At 38.8% G+C, this 19,310-nt stretch carries 17 protein-coding genes; 5 read left to right on the plus strand and 12 right to left on the minus strand.

The genetic code is table 11. The annotated features are described in order from the left end of the window. Nucleotides 1-163 precede the first annotated feature (163 nt). Nucleotides 164-967, minus strand: a complete 804-nt coding sequence (locus KTH84_RS16950) for a sulfite exporter TauE/SafE family protein (RefSeq protein ID WP_262474372.1) — start codon at nt 965-967, stop codon at nt 164-166. Nucleotides 968-997: 30 nt separating this feature from the next. On the opposite strand from KTH84_RS16950, the gene KTH84_RS16955 reads away from it, so the two are divergent. Continuing rightward, complete coding sequence (locus KTH84_RS16955; RefSeq protein WP_262474374.1) at nt 998-1,750, plus strand: biotin--[acetyl-CoA-carboxylase] ligase; 753 nt, start codon at nt 998-1,000, stop codon at nt 1,748-1,750. Nucleotides 1,751-1,764: 14 nt separating this feature from the next. Then, nucleotides 1,765-2,499 carry a pantothenate kinase gene (locus KTH84_RS16960; protein ID WP_262474376.1) on the plus strand — a complete coding sequence of 245 codons (735 nt, stop codon included), beginning with the start codon at nt 1,765-1,767 and terminating at the stop codon, nt 2,497-2,499. A 49-nt stretch (nt 2,500-2,548) separates the two neighbouring features. On the opposite strand, the gene ffh is transcribed toward KTH84_RS16960, so the two are convergent. Then, nucleotides 2,549-3,964, minus strand: coding sequence for a signal recognition particle protein (gene ffh, locus KTH84_RS16965; protein ID WP_075431239.1), 1,416 nt, complete (start codon nt 3,962-3,964; stop codon nt 2,549-2,551). A gap of 140 nt (nt 3,965-4,104) precedes the next feature. Here ffh and KTH84_RS16970 point away from each other — a divergent pair, with 140 nt between their 5' ends. Beyond that, a complete protein-coding gene (locus tag KTH84_RS16970) occupies nt 4,105-4,914 on the plus strand; it encodes an inner membrane protein YpjD (protein ID WP_262474379.1) in 810 nt (269 codons plus the stop codon). 84 nt (nt 4,915-4,998) lie between these two features. Further along, nucleotides 4,999-5,943 carry a tRNA dihydrouridine synthase gene (locus tag KTH84_RS16975; protein ID WP_205675841.1) on the plus strand — a complete coding sequence of 315 codons (945 nt, stop codon included), beginning with the start codon at nt 4,999-5,001 and terminating at the stop codon, nt 5,941-5,943. Between the two features lie 78 nt (nt 5,944-6,021). Here the strand turns inward: KTH84_RS16975 and KTH84_RS16980 are convergent, their stop codons facing one another. The 7 genes from KTH84_RS16980 to KTH84_RS17010 form a co-directional block, all read right to left on the minus strand. Beyond that, nucleotides 6,022-6,975 (minus strand): DUF6160 family protein, encoded by a 954-nt coding sequence (locus KTH84_RS16980; RefSeq protein ID WP_262474382.1) that lies wholly within the window; start codon nt 6,973-6,975, stop codon nt 6,022-6,024. Between the two features lie 161 nt (nt 6,976-7,136). Further along, complete coding sequence (locus tag KTH84_RS16985) at nt 7,137-9,548, minus strand: DUF6160 family protein (protein ID WP_262474384.1); 2,412 nt, start codon at nt 9,546-9,548, stop codon at nt 7,137-7,139. Between the two features lie 32 nt (nt 9,549-9,580). Next, complete coding sequence (locus tag KTH84_RS16990; RefSeq protein WP_262474386.1) at nt 9,581-10,306, minus strand: DUF6160 family protein; 726 nt, start codon at nt 10,304-10,306, stop codon at nt 9,581-9,583. Nucleotides 10,307-10,321: 15 nt separating this feature from the next. After that, nucleotides 10,322-12,364 carry a hypothetical protein gene (locus tag KTH84_RS16995; RefSeq protein WP_262474388.1) on the minus strand — a complete coding sequence of 681 codons (2,043 nt, stop codon included), beginning with the start codon at nt 12,362-12,364 and terminating at the stop codon, nt 10,322-10,324. A 232-nt stretch (nt 12,365-12,596) separates the two neighbouring features. Continuing rightward, nucleotides 12,597-13,907, minus strand: coding sequence for a hypothetical protein (locus tag KTH84_RS17000; protein ID WP_133975123.1), 1,311 nt, complete (start codon nt 13,905-13,907; stop codon nt 12,597-12,599). A gap of 305 nt (nt 13,908-14,212) precedes the next feature. Continuing rightward, nucleotides 14,213-14,782, minus strand: a complete 570-nt coding sequence (dcd, locus tag KTH84_RS17005) for a dCTP deaminase (protein WP_002120290.1) — start codon at nt 14,780-14,782, stop codon at nt 14,213-14,215. A 113-nt stretch (nt 14,783-14,895) separates the two neighbouring features. Next, nucleotides 14,896-15,489, minus strand: a complete 594-nt coding sequence (locus KTH84_RS17010; RefSeq protein WP_202743669.1) for a LysE family translocator — start codon at nt 15,487-15,489, stop codon at nt 14,896-14,898. A 362-nt stretch (nt 15,490-15,851) separates the two neighbouring features. Between KTH84_RS17010 and KTH84_RS17015 the strand changes: the two genes are divergently transcribed. Next, complete coding sequence (locus KTH84_RS17015) at nt 15,852-16,421, plus strand: DUF2062 domain-containing protein (protein ID WP_262474390.1); 570 nt, start codon at nt 15,852-15,854, stop codon at nt 16,419-16,421. Between the two features lie 32 nt (nt 16,422-16,453). Here KTH84_RS17015 and KTH84_RS17020 read toward each other — a convergent pair whose 3' ends face one another. The 3 genes from KTH84_RS17020 to KTH84_RS17030 form a co-directional block, all read right to left on the minus strand. Continuing rightward, nucleotides 16,454-17,326 carry a 5'-methylthioadenosine/S-adenosylhomocysteine nucleosidase gene (locus tag KTH84_RS17020; RefSeq protein WP_133975129.1) on the minus strand — a complete coding sequence of 291 codons (873 nt, stop codon included), beginning with the start codon at nt 17,324-17,326 and terminating at the stop codon, nt 16,454-16,456. A gap of 143 nt (nt 17,327-17,469) precedes the next feature. After that, on the minus strand, nt 17,470-18,660 hold the full coding sequence (gene apbC / locus KTH84_RS17025) for an iron-sulfur cluster carrier protein ApbC (RefSeq protein WP_262474393.1): 1,191 nt from the start codon (nt 18,658-18,660) through the stop codon (nt 17,470-17,472). 145 nt (nt 18,661-18,805) lie between these two features. Beyond that, a complete protein-coding gene (locus tag KTH84_RS17030; RefSeq protein WP_133975133.1) occupies nt 18,806-19,306 on the minus strand; it encodes a hypothetical protein in 501 nt (166 codons plus the stop codon). Nucleotides 19,307-19,310: the final 4 nt, after the last annotated feature.

The raw sequence follows: 19,310 nt of genomic DNA on the forward strand, positions 1-19,310 counted from the left end.
TCTGACAATTTCATTGCATTTTAAGCCAACCCATTTAAAAACAACACCAAAATCGGATGAATAAAAACCTCGAATGTACTTATATTATTTAATAAAAAAAACTCGAATTTCTAAAAATTCAAGCTCTTACATTGGAGTATTGGCCAGATTAATATTTTATTCTTTAGTGTGTAATCCCTTTATAAATAAAATAACTACCCACCACGACTAACAAACAGGCAAAGCATTTTTTTAACATTTGCGGTGACAATGCATGAGCGACTTTTGCTCCAAACTTGGCTGTAATAAAACTCATAACACTAATGCCGATAAAAGCATAGATATGTACATAACCAATCGTGTTAGGTACTGAAATTTGTTCTTTTGCACCAAACCACATGAAGCCAATTGCGCCAGCAATAGCAATGGGTAAACCACACGCAGCAGAAGTTGCGACTGCTTTTTGCATGACGACGCCATGGCTGTTCAAATACGGTACGGTTAGGCTACCGCCCCCAATTCCAAAAATTGCTGAAGCAACTCCAATACCGCCACCAGCCATAAATTGCATTGATGTCGAAGGAAGCTTGCTGTTTGGATCAACCATAACATGAGCACCCTTAAACATACGATAAGCCATAAAAACGGCAAATATACCAATAAGAAGTTGCAAATGTTGACCCGACATCAAGTCTGCAATACCAGCACCCAAAAATGAACCAATAATCAGTCCAGGCGCTAAATTACGAAAAACAGGCCAGAGCACTGCTCCCTTTTTATGATGGGCGGAAACCGAACTAAAAGACGTCACGATAATGGTTGCAAGTGAAGTTCCTACTGCAATGTGCATGATCACTGCAGGGTCATAGTGTAACTGGGTAAAAACGACATAGAGGATTGGTACAATAATTAAACCACCACCAACACCAAACAATCCGGCAGTAAAACCAGCAATTGCGCCAATGAGTAAATATATGATTAACTCCATAAATGTTTTACCACTCTGCTCATATTCGACATGGATTTAGAGACTCGCCAATTACAACAACTTTTAAACGCAAAAAACCAGCTTCCAGAAGTGGTTTTATTAAAAGCAACCACAACTTCGACCAATGATGATATTCGTGAAATTGCCCAAAAAGGCATTACAACAGGCTTGGTTTGCAGTGCTCAACAAACTCAAGGGCGAGGTCAACATCAACGGCAATGGATTTCGCCTGAAGGGAACATTTATTTAAGCACATTGGTGCAAACTCGAACACCCTTAGATGGTCGTTTAGCACTTGAAGTTGCTCTAAATATTTTACAAATCCCGCAATTACAGACGCTAAGATTACAAGTGAAATGGCCAAATGATTTGTATAGTGCGCAGGGTAAATGGGGTGGAATTTTAGTTGAGCCACTTTCCCAACATCAGGCTATTGTAGGTGTGGGCATTAATTTAAAAACGCCACCAGTAACCGACAGTGACCAGCCAATTACCTCTTTAGAAGACTTAGGTTTAGAGCAAAACAACCGCCTTGAACTCATTTCAGAGCTATATATCTCTATTCAAAATGCAGCTCGCTGGTTTGATCATGGTTGTTATAATTTAGCTGGTCGTTTTAATCATCATGCTGCATGGATTAATCAATTCGTGCAGTTTGAGCATAGCCAAGGATTAGTAGAAGGCCGTTTTGTTGGAATTTCCAATGATGGAGCTGTCATACTTGAAACTCCTGAACCTAAGCAGTTTTATCAAGGTCGCTTAAGACCACAGATCAATCAATAAACAGGTGTTTCTCCATGAAAAGTTTATGGCTTGATATCGGAAACACTCGTTTAAAATACTGGATTACTGAAAATCACCAAACTATTGAGCATGCTGCAGAACTGCATTTGCAATCCCCTGCCGATTTATTACTTGGGTTAATTCAACACTTTAAGCATCAAGGGCTTCATAGAATTGGGGTGTCATCAGTCTTAGATAACGAAAATAATCAGCGTATTGAGCAAATTCTAAAATGGCTTGAGATTCCTGTTGTTTTTGCCAAAGTTCATGCTGAATATGCTGAGTTAAAGTGTGGCTATGAAGTACCAAGTCAGCTCGGGATTGACCGCTGGTTACAAGTGTTAGCTGTAGCTCAAGCAGATGAAAACTATTGTATTATTGGATGTGGAACAGCGCTCACGATTGATTTAACGCAAGGCAAACAACATTTAGGCGGGTACATTTTACCCAACCTTTATCTGCAGCGCGATGCACTCATTCAAAATACAAAAGGCATTAAAATTCCAGACTCAGCTTTTGATAATCTAAACCCAGGCAACAACACCGTAGATGCAGTCCATCACGGTATTTTGTTAGGCCTTATTAGTACTATCGAATATATTATGCAGCAATCTCCGAAAAAACTGCTTCTTACGGGTGGGGATGCATTTGTTTTTGCCAAGTTCTTGAAAAAATATGATCCTGTTGTAGAAACAGATCTTTTGCTCAAAGGCTTACAACAATATATTGCTCATTATCCTAAAGACTAAAATATAGGACAAAATAAAAGGCGCTATATGCGCCTTTTATTTTATAAGTTTATTTCTTTTGGTCATTGTTGCCAAAGAGTGGACCCATTCCGCCACCACCGCCGCCGCCAAATTGTTTTTGCATATTGCCTAATGAACGCATCATTTTGCTCATACCCGATGGATTCGCAAATTTCTTCATCATTTTAGCCATTTGTGCTTGTTGCTTAATGAGTTTGTTCACTTCAGCAACATCCATTCCACAACCCGCAGCAATACGTTTTTTACGGCTTGGGTTCATAAGGTCCGGATTACGGCGTTCTTTAACGGTCATAGACTGGATAATGGCTTCCATTTTCTTGACCTGTTTTTCAGGATTCGCTTGCTCAATCGCTTGCTGAATTCCTGCACCGCTCATGCCAGGCAACTTATCCAAGAAGCCCATCATGCCGCCCATTTTATTCATTTGCTCAAATTGCATCAGCATATCTTCAAAATTGAAGCTGCCGCCTTTTTGCAATTTTTTAGCCATTTTTTCGGCTTTTTCTTTGTCGATTTTACGTTCAACTTCTTCGACTAAAGAAAGTACGTCACCCATACCTAAAATACGTTGGGCAACACGATCCGGATGGAATGGTTCTAAAGCATCGAGTTTTTCACCCATACCCAAGAACTTGATTGGCTTACCGGTAATTGCACGAACTGAAAGCGCCGCACCACCACGTGCATCACCATCAGTTTTAGTGAGGATGACACCTGTAAGAGCCAATGCATCATTAAAGGCTTTAGCTGTGTTCGCCGCATCCTGACCTGTCATGGCATCAACCACAAACAAAGTTTCGGTCGGCTTAACAGCTGCATGTAATGCTTTAATTTCGTCCATCATGTCTTCATCGACATGTAAACGACCTGCTGTATCGACAATCAAGACATCAGCAAATTGGATTTTTGCCTGTTCAATTGCACGATTAACGATATCAATTGGCTTTTCAGAAGCATCTGAAGGAATAAAGCCTGCACCAACTTCGGCTGACACAGTTTCTAACTGCTTGATCGCTGCTGGACGGTAAACGTCGGCAGAAACCGTCATTACTTTTTTCTTTTGACGTTCTTTTAAGAAACGTGCCAACTTAGCGGCAGTTGTCGTTTTACCCGCACCTTGTAAACCAGCAAGTAATACAACAACGGGAGGCTTAGCACTTAAATCAAGTGTTTCATTCGCCTCACCCATCATCTTGGTGAGTTCGTCATAGACAATTTTTACAAATGCCTGGCCTGGTGATAACTGAGTCATCACTTCTTGGCCCAATGCCTCTTCCTTAACTTTCGCGATAAATTCACGAGTTACAGGTAACGCGACATCGGCTTCAAGAAGTGCCATACGTACTTCACGTAAGGTATCTTTAATATTGTCTTCGGTCAGCTGCCCTGAGCCAGTAACATTTCTTAAACTCTGTGTGAGTCGTTCTGTTAAGGTATCAAACATTGCAAAATCCGCTTAAAATGGCTAGTTGCAAAAAAATCTTTCTCGAAATAGAAAATTTATGCATAGAATGCTATAGGATACTTTAGTTCGCAGCGAATTTATATCTTATATAGATGAATTAATCCTGAAAAAGGTTTGACATGATTAGCCTCCCCTTGGTTTACACAATTTTGGCACTCATCGCATATACCACTTCTTTCTGGTATCTGTTCATTCGTTTAATGTCAAAACGTGAACCAAACCCATGGTTATTTGCTCTTGTTGCGACTTTGGCACTCCTGTTGCACGGTACAGTTCTATGCCATGCCATGCTGACACCAGCCGGAATTAACTACGATGTTTTTAATTTAGTATCTTTTACATCGTGGCTTATGTTGCTGTTAAGTTTAATTTTTAGTATTTTTCGGCCCATTGTACCGTTAAACTTGTTAGGCATTCCTGTAGCAACTATTGGCTTGATTTTAGGTTTTGGATTCAGCCGACCCGATCAATTTATTGAGCAACATTCCCTAGGCCTTGATACCCATATCATTCTTTCTTTATCAGCCTATGCAGTTTTACTGATGGCAACCATTCACGCTATTTTGCTATGGTTCCAAAATCGTGAACTCAAAAAGAAACAAAAAAAACGCTTTTGGGTCAATTTACTGCCATCAATTCAGGCGATGGAGTCTTTGTTATTTGACCTCATTATTACTGGGTTCATTTTATTAACAATTGCACTCGCTTTTGGTTTTTTAACTGTCGATAGCTTCTTTGCACAGCATCTCGCTCATAAAACCGTATTTAGTATTATTTCCTGGTTTATCTACGGATCATTATTGATCGGCCATTACAAACTCGGATGGCGAGGTCAGAAAGCTATTCGTTTTACGTTAATCGGCTTTGTACTTTTAGCGATTGGTTTTATTGGTAGTAAATTTGTGCTTGAAATGATCTTGGGTCGTTAAATAAATTAAAATTTCATCGATACTAGACAGCGTTATACATATCCCGTATAACGCTGTTTTCTTTTTGCTCAGGTGGCACAGACTGTGAAACTCATACTCGCTCCAATGGAAGGTTTAACTGACCCGATCATGCGGGATACACTCACATCTGTTGGTCATTTCGACTGGTGTGTGACCGAGTTTATTCGAGTTACAGACAGCATTTTACCAGACCATATTTACTATAGTTTTTGTCCAGAATTAAAAAATGACGGTAAAACAGCAGCTGGTACACCTGTCCATGTTCAGTTCTTAGGTAACAATCCCGATATGCTTGCAGCAAATGCAGCGAAAGTTGTTGAGCTTGGTGCGCCAGCAATTGATCTAAATTTCGGTTGTCCAGCAAAAACTGTAAATCGACACCGAGGCGGCTCTGTTCTTCTTGATGAACCCGATGTTGTGCATATGCTCATTAAAGCAGTTAGAGATGCAGTACCTGCACATATTCCTGTTTCAGCAAAGATGCGTTTAGGTTATCTCGATGAAAATCACACCATGGAAAATGCCCATGCTGTTGAAGATGCGGGTGCAAGTTGGTTGACAGTTCACGCCCGTACTAAAGCAGATGGTTACACGCCGCCAGCTTATTGGGAAAAAATTCTTCCCATTAAAGAAGCATTAAAAATTAATGTAATTGCCAACGGTGAAATCTGGAGCAATGCAGATGCTAGAGCTTGCCAGCAACAATCTGGCTGCGAAGATTTAATGATTGGGCGTGGTGCTGTGACTACCCCAGATTTAACACAATGCATTCGTGAAAATATGAATGAGGCATTATTCAGTTGGGAACAACTGGTTGATTTGCAAATTCGCTTTTTAAACGGTCAAGCAAAAACAGAAATTGGTATGGTTGGTCGTTATAAGCAATGGTTAGGCATGATGACCAAAGCCTACCCCCAAGCTAAAAACTTATGGGACCAAGTGAAACGTATTAAAGCTTTAGATGAAATTGTTCAACAGCTAGAACACACCAGATCAGAAAACATTTAACGCAGTAAAGTTATAAAAAGAGGGCGATTGTTTTCACAACCGCCCTCTTTCGTATTTCAGGTTAAGTTATTATTTTTTCTAAAAGCCACTGACTTTCATTTTTAAGTCAGTCACTGACGCCCCAGTAATACCAAAACTCCCCATAGAACCATTAGGCAAATTATTAAATGTCGTTGTACTTTGGGTTCCCATATTTCCTAAAGTGACATTGTTAAGTGAAGCATCGAACTTACTCGACACGCCGTTATTACCAAAAGTTAATCCAGTTGGATCAACCCCTGCATAAAAACCATCAAGCACAAAACCTGTTGAAGCATTCGTTCCTGCAAATTTAAAACCAAATGTTGCCCCAGTGTTATCGGACACCAAAGTAATTGGGCAACCATCGGCAGCAGAACAAATAGATTGAATTGCCCCACCAAATTTAACCATCACTGATTGAGCCGCATGACCAAGCTGGATATTTAAACGAGGTTTATTGGTTTGTACAAAGTTAATATCTAGATTTCCAGTAGAACGGATTAGTTCTTTTACACCCGTATTTACTGTTGTTCCCGAACTAAAAATTGATTTTGGTGCATAACTCGTTAATGCATAATCGGATGGACTAGATAAAGATGCACTTGGAGCCATATAGACTGAAAATGGTAAAAGTCGAATACCATTTACATCACTTCCCATAGATACAGCTAAATTTAAAAAAGGATTTCCACCGCCTGCATCAGTATCCATTACGATATTAAAAGAAGGATTACTAGATATCGCAGCTTTAATAAATTCAATGCCGGGAACTGGATTAGTAGAATTCCCTGCAATGACAAAACCAGCCTTACTATTATATGAAGTTGAAGCAATACCATTTGTATCAATGAGTGCAACTTGATTAAATTGGACTTTATCGGCTTGAATACCTAAAGTTAAACCATTTTGGCCTGTCGTTGCCGCAAGACTTTGATCATCCAAAGGCTGCATTGCAAAAACACTTGAGCTACTGGCAAGTAACAACCAGCACCCTATATTTTTATTCTTCATGTCGCTCTAATCCTTAAGAGACAAACGCTTATTATTTGTTCAGACTATCAGAATAATATTCAAGTACAAAGCAATTATCCCTATAACCCGACGAATGTAAATCCAATCACACTAAAATAAAATTTATATAAAAAAGTGACGATAATCGTCACTTTAATTGATTAATTAAAAGCACCATTTCTAGGCACAATACTGAAGCTACTATTTAAACGTCCACCAGTAATGGCAAGCTCGCCTAAACGTGCACCTGCACCAGTTGATGGTGGATAGAAGTTAATATCTTTAACACGTAATGCACCGTCAATACTCTTATCAGGATTAAAATAAACCGCCGTATTTACACCAACTTTACCTAAACCACTTGCGGTATCTTTGCCAACAACCAAAGCAGAATTAAACGCAAGCTTTCCTGTAATATTATCAAAGCCAATTGCAGAGCCATCGATCGGATCACTAATCTGAACTGTATTTCCTGTTGCTGTGGCAGGCATTGTGAAATCGCCGAGTACAGTTAGAGCACTACCATCAGCAATTGAACTGTTTGGTACAATTGATAAGTTAAGATCTCCGCCTAAACGCAGTTTTAAACCAAATAAGACATCATTGTTTTTTGCGAAATTATCAACAGGTGAAGTACATGAACCTGTAGCTGGACAAGTTTTATATTTTGCCCCTGGTAGATACCCTGCTGCAATTTCAGTTGATAAAGCAAGAAGCATTTCTTTTAAACTAATATTAAGACTGCCATTTTCTAAACCAATGCTTCCATTACCTTTGAGGAACATATCAATATTACGTAGCCCCATATAATAGTCAGTTGGATTACCCGCATTATTGGCATTTGGAGAACCATCAATCAATAATACAGAGGTCGTTTTGGTTCCAGTCGCATCACGTCCTGTCGTTCCGGCAGCAATACCAAAACCTAAGCGAGAAGTCGTTCCAGATGTCGCAACAACATTCTGAACAGGCTTACCATTCGCATCTTTTGTATAGTAATAAGCACTATTTGCAGGAGCATCTAAACCATAAACAGCAGCATTCGCATTTAAGTTATAAAAAGGTAATGCTAAGCCCCACTGGTTGTTTGCACCATTGTCTGCAAACTGATTGGCAGGAGCGACATTCGCGCTTGTCGTAAATCGACCGCGTCTTGAAAATGCTTGAAATTCTGCTCCACGCATCGCAAGAATCAAGCTAAATGGATTAGTAACCGTATCACGGTGAATATTATGCTGATAATCGGCAGCCGTTGTTAAAGTACCACTGCCTAAACGGATTCCGTTTAAGGTTGCATTGGTTGGCATTAATAAGGTTTTTGTATCTGCAAGATTTAGATAAATATTTCCACTATCGAAATAACCACGTGTAGCAGAGTTAAGTCCTGTTAAATTGCCAAACTCGAAACCGTAAGCATTAAGACCCGCTCCACCAATTTCTAAAGTGGTTGCTTTGCCATCTGCACCTAGCATTGAATCATTATCTTTGGTGAATTCACCTTTCATACGAAAGGCAATTCCAGAATTACCTAAAATACTATTACTTGAAGCTGTACCCGAAGCGGTATTTGCCGTACCTAATATTGTTGTATCTGAAGTACCATCTACACCACGGACTTGTAAATAACTATTTACCATACGTCCGCTAGCACCTAAACGAATCAAACCTTTCGCATTTTGAGGGCTATTGGTTGCATCTAAAGCATAAGGGTTAGATTTATCTACATTCGAACTTAACATGACCTCAATATTCAGGCCTGAATTGGTTACTTTTCCGCTACTGTCTACATATGTACCTGCTGTTAAACCCGAAGCCGAATCTGCTACTCGGTTAAAATCGACATAACCATAGGTACTATTCGGAGTTTGCCCTACACCAGCAATATTTGTTCCCGTATTCGTCTGTAAAACGACACCACGAGTTGGGTCAATCAGCATGGCCCCTTTACCGACAAAGTTAAAGTTAAAATTTCTTAAAATTAACTGATTTAACTGGCTACGAACATCTAATTGCCCTAAATAAATATTGGCATTATTAATACCAAGCGTCATGCTTGACTGACTATTTGCATTAAATAGACCATCTTGGGTGGTAAGTGCCAAATTTAGAGGGGAAGTCGTTTGAATCGCTAATTGCCCCATTGTCGGCGAGCAAGTAGCAGAGGTATTACATACTTTAAAACTATTCACAGTAATGAGTGATGGACTGCTTTGCATAGAAAAGTCGAGCCCAGTTTTACCCGTAGTTGGATTACTCCCCACATCTAAACGGTAATTTGTACTCAAAGGCTGATTCGATGCATTACTTTTTTGGACTTTTACACCACTCGCTCGAGCTCTTAAGACCTGATCTGCACTACTCGATGTCCCTGCATGGTCATCCCAGTAAGCATTATCAATATTGATTTCGTTAAAAGTAGTTTGAATCGAGATTCCATCTTGTCCATTAACGGCGCTCAAATCAGCATCTGTTAAAGCTTCTAAAGCATAAATTTGTCCACTCACTAACAACATGCTGGTTGTTAATGTACTTAAAATAAACTTTGAGCTGTGATTTTCTTTATTTTTTTTCATCACTTCAGTTCCTTTGAAATCTACATTAACCCTTAACAACGAGGATGGCTACCATCACAACTAAAGACCATGACTTTTCCTTGAATAGCCAAGTTCCCGTTCATCATTAAGCCCATAAAACCAGTTTCACGTCCATAGTCATAGGCAGAAGGCGTAGCTGTAGCAACTTGCTGGTTCCCACTATTAGCAGTCGCAGCATACGTTGTTTTTTTGAAATATGCATAATCATACATATTTGCGCTCGACCCTTGCACTGTTGTTGAGCTGGTAAAGTTATCTTGCTCAATTGATAAAGCATTAAAACCAAAGTTACGAATTAAAATTGGCTGTGCTGCGCTAAAACTAAGCTGAATAGCAGGCTTAATCATTTCGGTATTGTTTTTATCCAGATACTTTAAATCAGCGCCATCCAACCCCATTTTTTGAATATTTAAAGTTCCTTGTACACCTTTAAATACCAACCAAAGTTTATTACCACTATTACTGTTTTCAGCCCAACCGCTTGGCTTACTCGCATCTGCTTGTACAAAACGTTTGTTAATCGCCAAACCAATATGACAAAACTCGACGTTCTCACAGACACCACCACTACCATTGTCAAAAATACCATTACTGGTCTGGTTTAAATTGAGCATCAAAGATAAATCAGCACCGGCCTGTCCATTAATCGCCTGCAAAGCTTCATTATCTAAAGTTTGCAGCTCCGCATGAGTAACCGTTGCACAAAGAGTGAGGATTAAAGTACTTAATTTTTTCATATCATTATCCTCCTCTTATAAGCCTTTAGTTGTCAGTTTTAAATGCTGGATTAATACACCATCAATTACAGCTGAACCCATGTTATTAGTAATGGCTGAGCTAATTTGTGCTCCAGATAGCTTATAGGTGTTCAAATCTGCATTTGGAGTGGTAGTAGACCAACGTCCATTGTTATAAAGTGCATCTGGTAAAGGCGTACCATTAGGCACAGTGTACTGAGCTCCATTCCCCGCATCGGCTAAGGTATAACCAGTATTATTTACTGTCGGATTATAATAAGCAGTACTATCTACATTAGCCCAGTTAGCGCCTTGCGAGTCAAACCTTAAACCCGAACCCGCATTTCCAGTCCAGCCTGTTGCTGTCCGGTATTGCCATGTATCATAACAAGTACTTAAGTTCAAAAATCCGCAACTATAACTACCTGCACGGCGCTCTTGATTTTGCAATTGGTAAAAGTTTTTAGTCTGCGTTATAGCCGCCACAGTACCTGTAGGTAATTTACCAAAAGAAATACCAACCGCATCTTGTGTACTGTTCCCTTTAAATGCCTCTAAAGTATTATTCGTTGCATTATAAACTGTGGAACCAATTGAAATACTACTATGCGTTGCACTAGAACCTTGGTAAGTTTTACCGCCTAAGGTTACATTCGCACCACATTGATAAATATTACATGTAGAGCCTAAATAACTAGTATCGGCACCACTATAGTCTGTATAAATCTTCTTATAAATTTCTGGTTTATTCGGAATACGAGCAAGTTCTAAACTAAAGTTTTTACCATCTGAGCTTAAAACCAATGGTTGATATAAAGAACCTAATACAAGGTTAATATTTGGGTTATAGAGATATAAACCTTCATTCGCATCAAAGGTTGGTGCAAGTCCACCATTAATTGCAGGTGTTACCAAATTACCTTGAGTAGTTCCAGACTCACGTGTACTCAAACGCAAAACATTATTCATAGCACTGTCAGTTGGCGCGGTCCATGAACCCGTTGAAGTAACAGTCGTAGTCTGACTACGAATACGATATAACCAATCTGAGCTAGGTGAACTATTACTTGGCGCACCCGTATATTGGGTGCTATAGCGATTTACCCATGGCCCCACTGTGGAGGTTGGGGTATTTGAAGTAATGGTTGCTCTTAAATTGGATGCATCACCGCTGTTTAAACGAATAACTCCAGCTAAACCCAAAGTATCATTATAAAAAGGACTCATCCCTCCAGCAGATGTTGCGCCCCCTAATGTTTGGAAAAGCTGTAAACGACTGCCATTTAAGCTAAAGTTATTCCAAACTCCTTGTAAACGAAGACGGTTTGCACGGCTTGCATCGGTACTGGTACCAATTAAACCATTTGAGTCGCCATAATTAAATTGGTCTGCTGCACCATTTATTTTATTTGGATTTCGGACAAAAATATCTGACCATAAACCTAATTTCAGCTTATAAGCATCTATACCGGCAGAGTCCTTCGTTCCAACCTCATATAAAGGGGCTTCCAAAGCTAAATAAGTGACTTGGCAAGTTGGATCGGACGCGCCAGTACAATTTGTCGCACTAAAGTTAGGTACTGAGTTTTCTGTCGCAACTTTAAAAATCCATGGGTTGACGGCAGTGCCCCAGCTTGAAATTGCAGCGGCCGCGTCAGTAGAAGCGATACGGCTATTCGTATCATTATCGGATTTAGAAAGTGCTAAACCATAAAGAAAAATATCTGCTTTACCAACCGCACGATCACCAGAATCAACCGAACCATTTTTATTAGTATCTGCTGCTGTCATACTTAAAGGGCCAACAGGTACATAATTGATATAACCCGTATCTTTAGTACGATCCGTTAATATCTGACTAGAGGTTTCATTAGCCCCTGCGCCACGAAATACCATATAAGCATTCTGTGGCAAGATAGCAATACCTTCACCTGTAGTTTCACTTAAGCCCGCATCTGAAAGTTCTTCGAGTGCGAAGCTAGATTGGCTTATACAAAGCCCGATTAAACTTGCCAAAACGGTTTTTTGAAACCTTACCGTATAATTAAGTGTAGTCATCTTGACCTTCCTGTTTTATACGATGCCGCGCACCATATTTATTTTTCTTTAACAATCCTTGATGCCTGGTGAATCTATCCTTTTCACCTTAGACAATGAGGCAAATCTAAAAGATATTGCCAACCTTTCCACATTTCTATTATGCGGAATATTTGCACAAATGCAAAAAAAAGCATGTAAAAAATTACTTTTCCGATGAATGTAAAGTATCAGCTATAACATTCTTTTAAAATTAACAGAACTTTAAGTTTCCATAGCAGTTAGGAGCAAAACTCTGATTTTTTAAGACTAAATTCGTCAAATTCATAGGAACGTACTGACCTGTTAAATCAACTGATTGAACATTAATATCTCCCAATATACAATTTAGAGCCAAAGCTCCACACTCAATTGGGTTAGCAGTTAAATACTGGCTAACTTTACCTAAAGTGGCTTTTACCACGTCATCCGTAATTTTAACTTGTGATTGAGGGGTTACATCACCAATATCAATTGGATTTGATAATTCTAACCACCAGCCCGCTTGAGAAACAGACTTTGCTCCTGTCCACTGTAAATTTTGCCCTTGTAATGATAAAGAAGCCGCCGTACCATTCAAATTAACTTTATGGAAATATCCTAAATCCTCATTAACAGCTACATTTACACCTAAATTATTAATTGTACCAGACAGATTCCCACTAATAGTAAGCGGGATAGCTCCCCATGCTTGAGCATTTGCCTGGATAGGGCCTGATAAATTAATTCCACTAACTACAGCAGTACCTGTTAAATTAGCCGTCGTAATACGTTTTCCAGAAATAACTTGGGAAGGTAAAGATAAACTACCAGAAGCACTACTTAAGCCTAAATCATAACTTGTTGTCTGGAAGTCTGCTGTAATAAACCCTGTTGTACTTTTTACCTTACCGGTAATTGCTGTTCCTAAATTTGTTTGAGTTAATCCAGCTTGTCCTGACACTGCTTGTAAAGTACTAACCGTACCTCCAGTCGCTTGAGTCACCATATAACCACTAAAAGAGTTAATACCATTTTTTGTAGTTGTATTTTCTGAACCAAAAGTAAGTAGACCTTGAATGGATTCTGCACTTAATCTCACCCCAGCAACTTCACGAGTCGATGCACTGTTCGGGTTTTTAATCGCAAATTCAATAAATGGGTTGGTTAGTTTTGCTGAAGAGCTAGCACGACCATCGTTAGTATCTGAAAGACCGCTTAGACTTAAGTTATCGATATCAATATCACATGCACCCGCACCATTAGCTCCACCGCATCCAAGCTGCAATTTTTTAATATTCGCGTTCAGTTCCAAATCAGCATCTAAGCCCAATTTATAAAAACCTACGTTACTATTACTGTCACGTAGTTTTTCTAAATTTGCAGAGTCAGTAGGCGCAATATAAGACATACTCATTAAGGCTTGGCCACGAGTTGCGGATAGTTCCGAATCTGACATAGGGACTAATGTAGACGCAGCATACGCTGAAGAAAAGCATAAGCTTCCAAGCGCTATCGCTACATGAAGAGACGTAAACTGTCGCATGGCCGACCTCCGTATCCTTGGGGGCATAATCCTGTTTAATTTCTTTTTATTTGGCCTATCTGAATTTAGTAGATATCTAAGTAATTACTACTAAAAAGACAACCTATATCCGATACATTCGTTTTTCAATACTGTGATGCAGTACAAAAAAATAAATCAATTATTGATCATATTATATTATTTTCTACAAAAGGAAACTGTCATTTATCACTATTCCGATAAACGCATCTTATGTAAATTTTACCCATAAAATTGGGCCACCTGAGCGACCCATTATTTTAAAACTCTTCTTTATCTAAGAAAAATTATGTTTTCGGAAGTGTAACGCCTGTTTGACCTTGGTATTTACCACCACGGTCTTTATAAGATGTTTCACATACTTCATCACTTTCAAAGAATAGCATCTGTGCTACGCCTTCCCCTGCATAAATGCGTGCAGGTAAATTAGTAGTGTTTGAAAATTCTAAAGTTACGTGACCTTCCCATTCAGGTTCTAATGGAGTCACATTTACAATAATACCGCAGCGAGCATAGGTCGACTTACCTAAACATACGGTCAATACATTACGAGGAATACGGAAATATTCAATTGTACGCGCTAGAGCAAATGAGTTTGGCGGAATAATGCAAACATCAGATTCAATGTCGATAAAACTTTTGTCATCAAAATTCTTTGGATCGACAATTGCAGAATGTACGTTAGTAAAAACCTTGAATTCACGGGCACAGCGTACATCATAACCATAGCTAGAGACCCCGTAGGAAATCAACTTTTCACCATTTTTATCAAAACGGACTTGATTCTCTGCATAAGGTTCAATCATGCCGTGTTTTTCGCTCATCTCGCGAATCCAACGATCAGACTTAATGGCCATGTATTTTCTATCCAAAAGGTAATTTCATTGATTTCGACGTACTTTAACTTAAAAAAGCAATTATGAAAACAATGCAGAGCCACTCAACCTAAAAGAATAGCTCGACAGTACTTTTAAAGGCTAAGTAAAGCAGAATAACTGATAGGAATTGAAAAACTGACTAAAACGAGTGAAGCTGTTTTTTGCAAATTCGTCTGATTTAACCACGCAACTTTCTTAGAAGCTAAAAGTGATCCTAAGAAAATCCAGAATAAGGCAATTGGCGTAATAAGCGCTAAATAAGCCATCATATGAATCATATAAATATGAAAATCACTCCATGCAGCCACAGGAAAAATTGCTGAAGCAAAGAGTAAAGCTTTAGGATTTAATAAGGTTGCACAAAATAATTCACGAGTACGGATCGTAGGCTGATTTAATTCAACTTCTTGATTTGCCGTATGCCATAACTTAATAGCTAAGAAAATAATATAACAAGCACTCAATAGCTTAAGAATAGGCGGCAGCAATGGCAATGTGGTGGACACTTTACCAATCAGCATTCCCCATGCAGAAATAGAGATCACGTAACCCAAAACTTCTGCTGGAATAAGTTTTACTGACTTCCGTAATCCTACTTGCACGCCTGAAGAAGCGAGTAAAGTGTTCGTTGGACCAGGTGTAAGTAAAATTGTGGCTACTAAGCCAATAAAAAGCCATGAAATCATTGAATGACCTCACAATATAGTCATCTCAGATTAATAGATATCCTGTCACATGGCAAAAGGTAATTGTAAGACAAAATTTTTAAAATCGTTTTTAAATTTAAAATAAAAATATTAAAAACATAAACTTATATAATTACCGCAAAAAGCGATAAAGAAAACTTTACAGTCAGTTGTCATGCTTTTTAAATAGTTTCTTACTTAAGTAACATAAGTATTTTTATTTTAAGTCTATTTTTCCATCAAAAGTCTTTATAATAAAAAATATATAGTGATGGTAAGTTTAAATTTTAAGCTTTTAATAAGTTTCAATTCATATATTGTTTCTGATATTTTTATTTACAGCACCGCGCTCTACTACCTTAATGATTATGGCAAAGCACTTTTTTCAATCTTGGCTTCCCTCACCCGAGAAAGTTTCAAATATGAAATTTCTAAGGATTTTTGGTAAAAAGACCTTGAATCCTGTGCTTTGGTATGTCAATCGAAAATCAATTACCCGAGCTGTTTTTGTTGGAACTTTTTTTGGTTTACTGCCTATCCCTTTTCACAGTGTGTTTATTGTGATGGCGGTCTTACTATTCGAAGTAAATTTACCAATTAGCTTAATGCTGGCTTGGCTAAGTAACCCCCTTACTTTAGTTCCGATTCTATATATTGGTTTTTGGTTTGGTGCACATATTTTTCATGTGCATATGATCAACAAAGAAATGCTACTAGGTGTATTGCACCAGATTTCCCGCTGGATTACTCATTTCGGCCATGGGCACATTGATTTTAGTCTTGCGAAAATTTTGATGACAGGCCTGATTGTAGAAGCTTTCGTCTTTGCGGTCATTTTATATTTATGCACAGAAATTTTCTGGCGTTGGATGGTCATTAAAAACTGGAAAAGTAGACATCGCCAGAAAAAGCAAAAAGAAGAAGTTTTATAAAGACTTCGGTCTTCTTGCTTAGTTTTAAATTATTATTTTGGTAGTTTTGATTTCATATATTCTTCAGCCACATTGAGAACATACTCTTGGCAAGCTTCTCCTGTGCCTGGGTCATAAGCTCCATTATTAGTAATGTTATTAGATAAAATTCGAATTCCTAGAAAAGGAACATTAAACTGGCTGGCAATTTGAGCAACTGACGCCGCTTCCATTTCCTCAACAGAAGTGCCATAACGTTGGTGGAAAAATTGAATACGATCAAGTTCATTATTCCAAACATCTGCTGAACCAATCGTTCCTTCAACCACCTCGCCTTTGTCATAACGGACTTTATGAGCCGCCATTAATAGCTCTTGGTTACCTTCAAACTTACGAATTGCAATAGGTTCTGGATCAGATTCATCAGTTGGCAAAACATCAAAAGCCTCAACCCATGTGAGTGAATTTGATCCACCACCTACTGGCTGCTTAGGCGTTCTAAATGCACCAATATTTGTCGCATATTTTCCTAAAACAATATCGTAAACGTGTAGGTCTGGGTCATGCCCGCCTGATGTTCCCTGATTAATAATCGCAATTGGTTTATAACGCTCGATAGCCAAAGCAGTTGCAGCAGCTGAGTTACTCATGCCCATGCGAGTTTTAGAGATAATCATGGGGTAACCATTGTAGGTTCCCTTCCAGAATATCCAACCACCTATAGTTTCAGCTTTCACATCTTGCAATTTAGAAGCCATCTGTTCCGACTCTACAGGTAAAGCACCTTGAATAATAATCGGTTGTAATTTCTGTTTTTGTTCCTGAACTGTTGGTGTTTCTGAGACGGTTGAGTTGTCATCATTACATCCAACTAAAAATAGGGCGCTACATAAACTGATTACGCCAAAAGCACATTTAAATTGCATTTTTTACCCTTTCTTTTTAAAAAGTGTAAAGTAGCAATCTACATGCCAATTTCAAGTTTAGCTTTGTTATTTAGATTCAGTACTTTAAATTTTACTTTTAACCAAATAATAAAAACCCGACTTAAAGTCGGGTTAGAGATGTTTTAGAAAATACGTTTGTCATCACGTGAACGCTGAGGAATTTTTTCAACCTGTTCCCACATCGCTTTGGCAATATCAATATAACTATCAGCAGCGTCATCCATTGCTACAACACTAGGTTTACCCTGATCAGCATGCTCACGGATCTGAGCATTTAGAGGCAAGCGACCTAATAATGGAATATGGTACTGTTCAGAGAGCTTGTCACCACCGCCAATACCAAAAATTTGCTCCTCATGACCACAGTTAGAGCAAATATGGGTCGACATGTTCTCAACGACACCTAACACGGGAATACCCACTTTATTAAACAGCTCAATTCCTTTGGTCGCATCAAGCAAGGCAACATTTTGTGGCGTAGTCACAATGATTGAACCAGTCACTGGAATACGCTGTGCAAGCGTAAGTTGAATATCACCAGTACCAGGCGGCATATCAATCATCAATACATCTAAATCAGGCCAAAGGGTTTGATTAAATAACTGCATTAAAGCACCCGTCGCCTTCGGTCCACGCCACGCGACAGGTGTGTTGTTATCGCCAGTTAGATGTCCAATAGAAAGCACAGCCATACCGTAAGCATCTAAAGGCACAAAATTTTCACTTTCAATAAGAGGAGTTTTGCCAGCATTTCCCAGCATAGTCGGAATACTTGGGCCATAGATATCGGCATCTAAAACCCCAACTTTCAGCCCCATCTTTTGCAAGGCAAGTGCCAAATTGACAGTGGTTGTTGATTTACCAACACCACCCTTGCCCGAAGAAACTAAAATAACATGCTTAATGCGAGGATGAAGTGGAACATCTCTCTGCTGTGGAGCAGCTTTTTGGATAGGCGGATTATTTGGATCTGGTTCTGATTTAGATGAAGCATCTAACACAGGAGGTAGGTTCGAACTTTCTTGTGTAGGGCGCTTCTGTTGAACCACATGTAGGTTTAGTTCTTCAATACCACACTTTTCTAAAGCCCCAGCCAAGTCATCATGAATTTGCTGCAAATGCTCTTTTTCATCAGGAAATGTATTAATAGTGAGTTGTAATACTCGACCTTGAACTTGAAGCTGACTAATGCGCTCTTTTAAAGCATCTTTTGAATGCGGTAGTAAATAATTTTGGAGTACGGTTTGGATTTCATCTTCTTTCACTTCTTGTGCAGGTGAAAAAACAGACTTTAATGAAGAAAGCCAAGACATATTGTTTACTCCAAAAACAGATCATTACAGCTTAATGGAGATAGTGTAACAGTATTGGTCCGCACTCGCTCGCCTTGGGATGAATAATTACTAACTTCCAATCTCATCTTTTAGGTAAGGAGTGCAGATTTTAGATTAAATAAACTTATTCATCAGAATCATGGTGCTTTAATTTATTTAACTTATCAGTTGCTGTTTTCTTCAACTCATCAAATTTCGCTGTTGCTTGCGTTTTTAACTCATCGAATTTTGTTGCAGCTTCATCTTTTAACTCGGCTGCTTTGGCTTTGGCATCATCAAGTTTATGGCCCGCTTCTGTACGTAAATGATCGAACTTATCTTGCAAGGTATGTTGAGCATCCTCAAGTTTACCTTTCAAATCACTTGCTTTTTCTTCAACCGCCTCTTTACCAGCAGCTTGTTTCTCTTTTACATTTTCTTTTAAATCATCCAAAGCTTTTTCACCTTGTACTTTTGCGTCTGCCGCTTTTGCTTTTAATTCATCTACTTTATCTTGAACCGCTTCTTTACCAGCAGCTTCTTTAGCTTTTACATTTTCCTTTAAATCATCCAAAGCTTTTTCACCTTGTACTTTTGCATCTGCCGCTTTTGCCTTTAAGTCATCTAATTTATTTTCAGTAGTCATCGTT

Origin of the sequence: Acinetobacter sp. WU_MDCI_Abxb74, from assembly GCF_025513915.1 — a bacterium.
In the GTDB taxonomy this organism is placed as follows: domain Bacteria; phylum Pseudomonadota; class Gammaproteobacteria; order Pseudomonadales; family Moraxellaceae; genus Acinetobacter; species Acinetobacter calcoaceticus_C.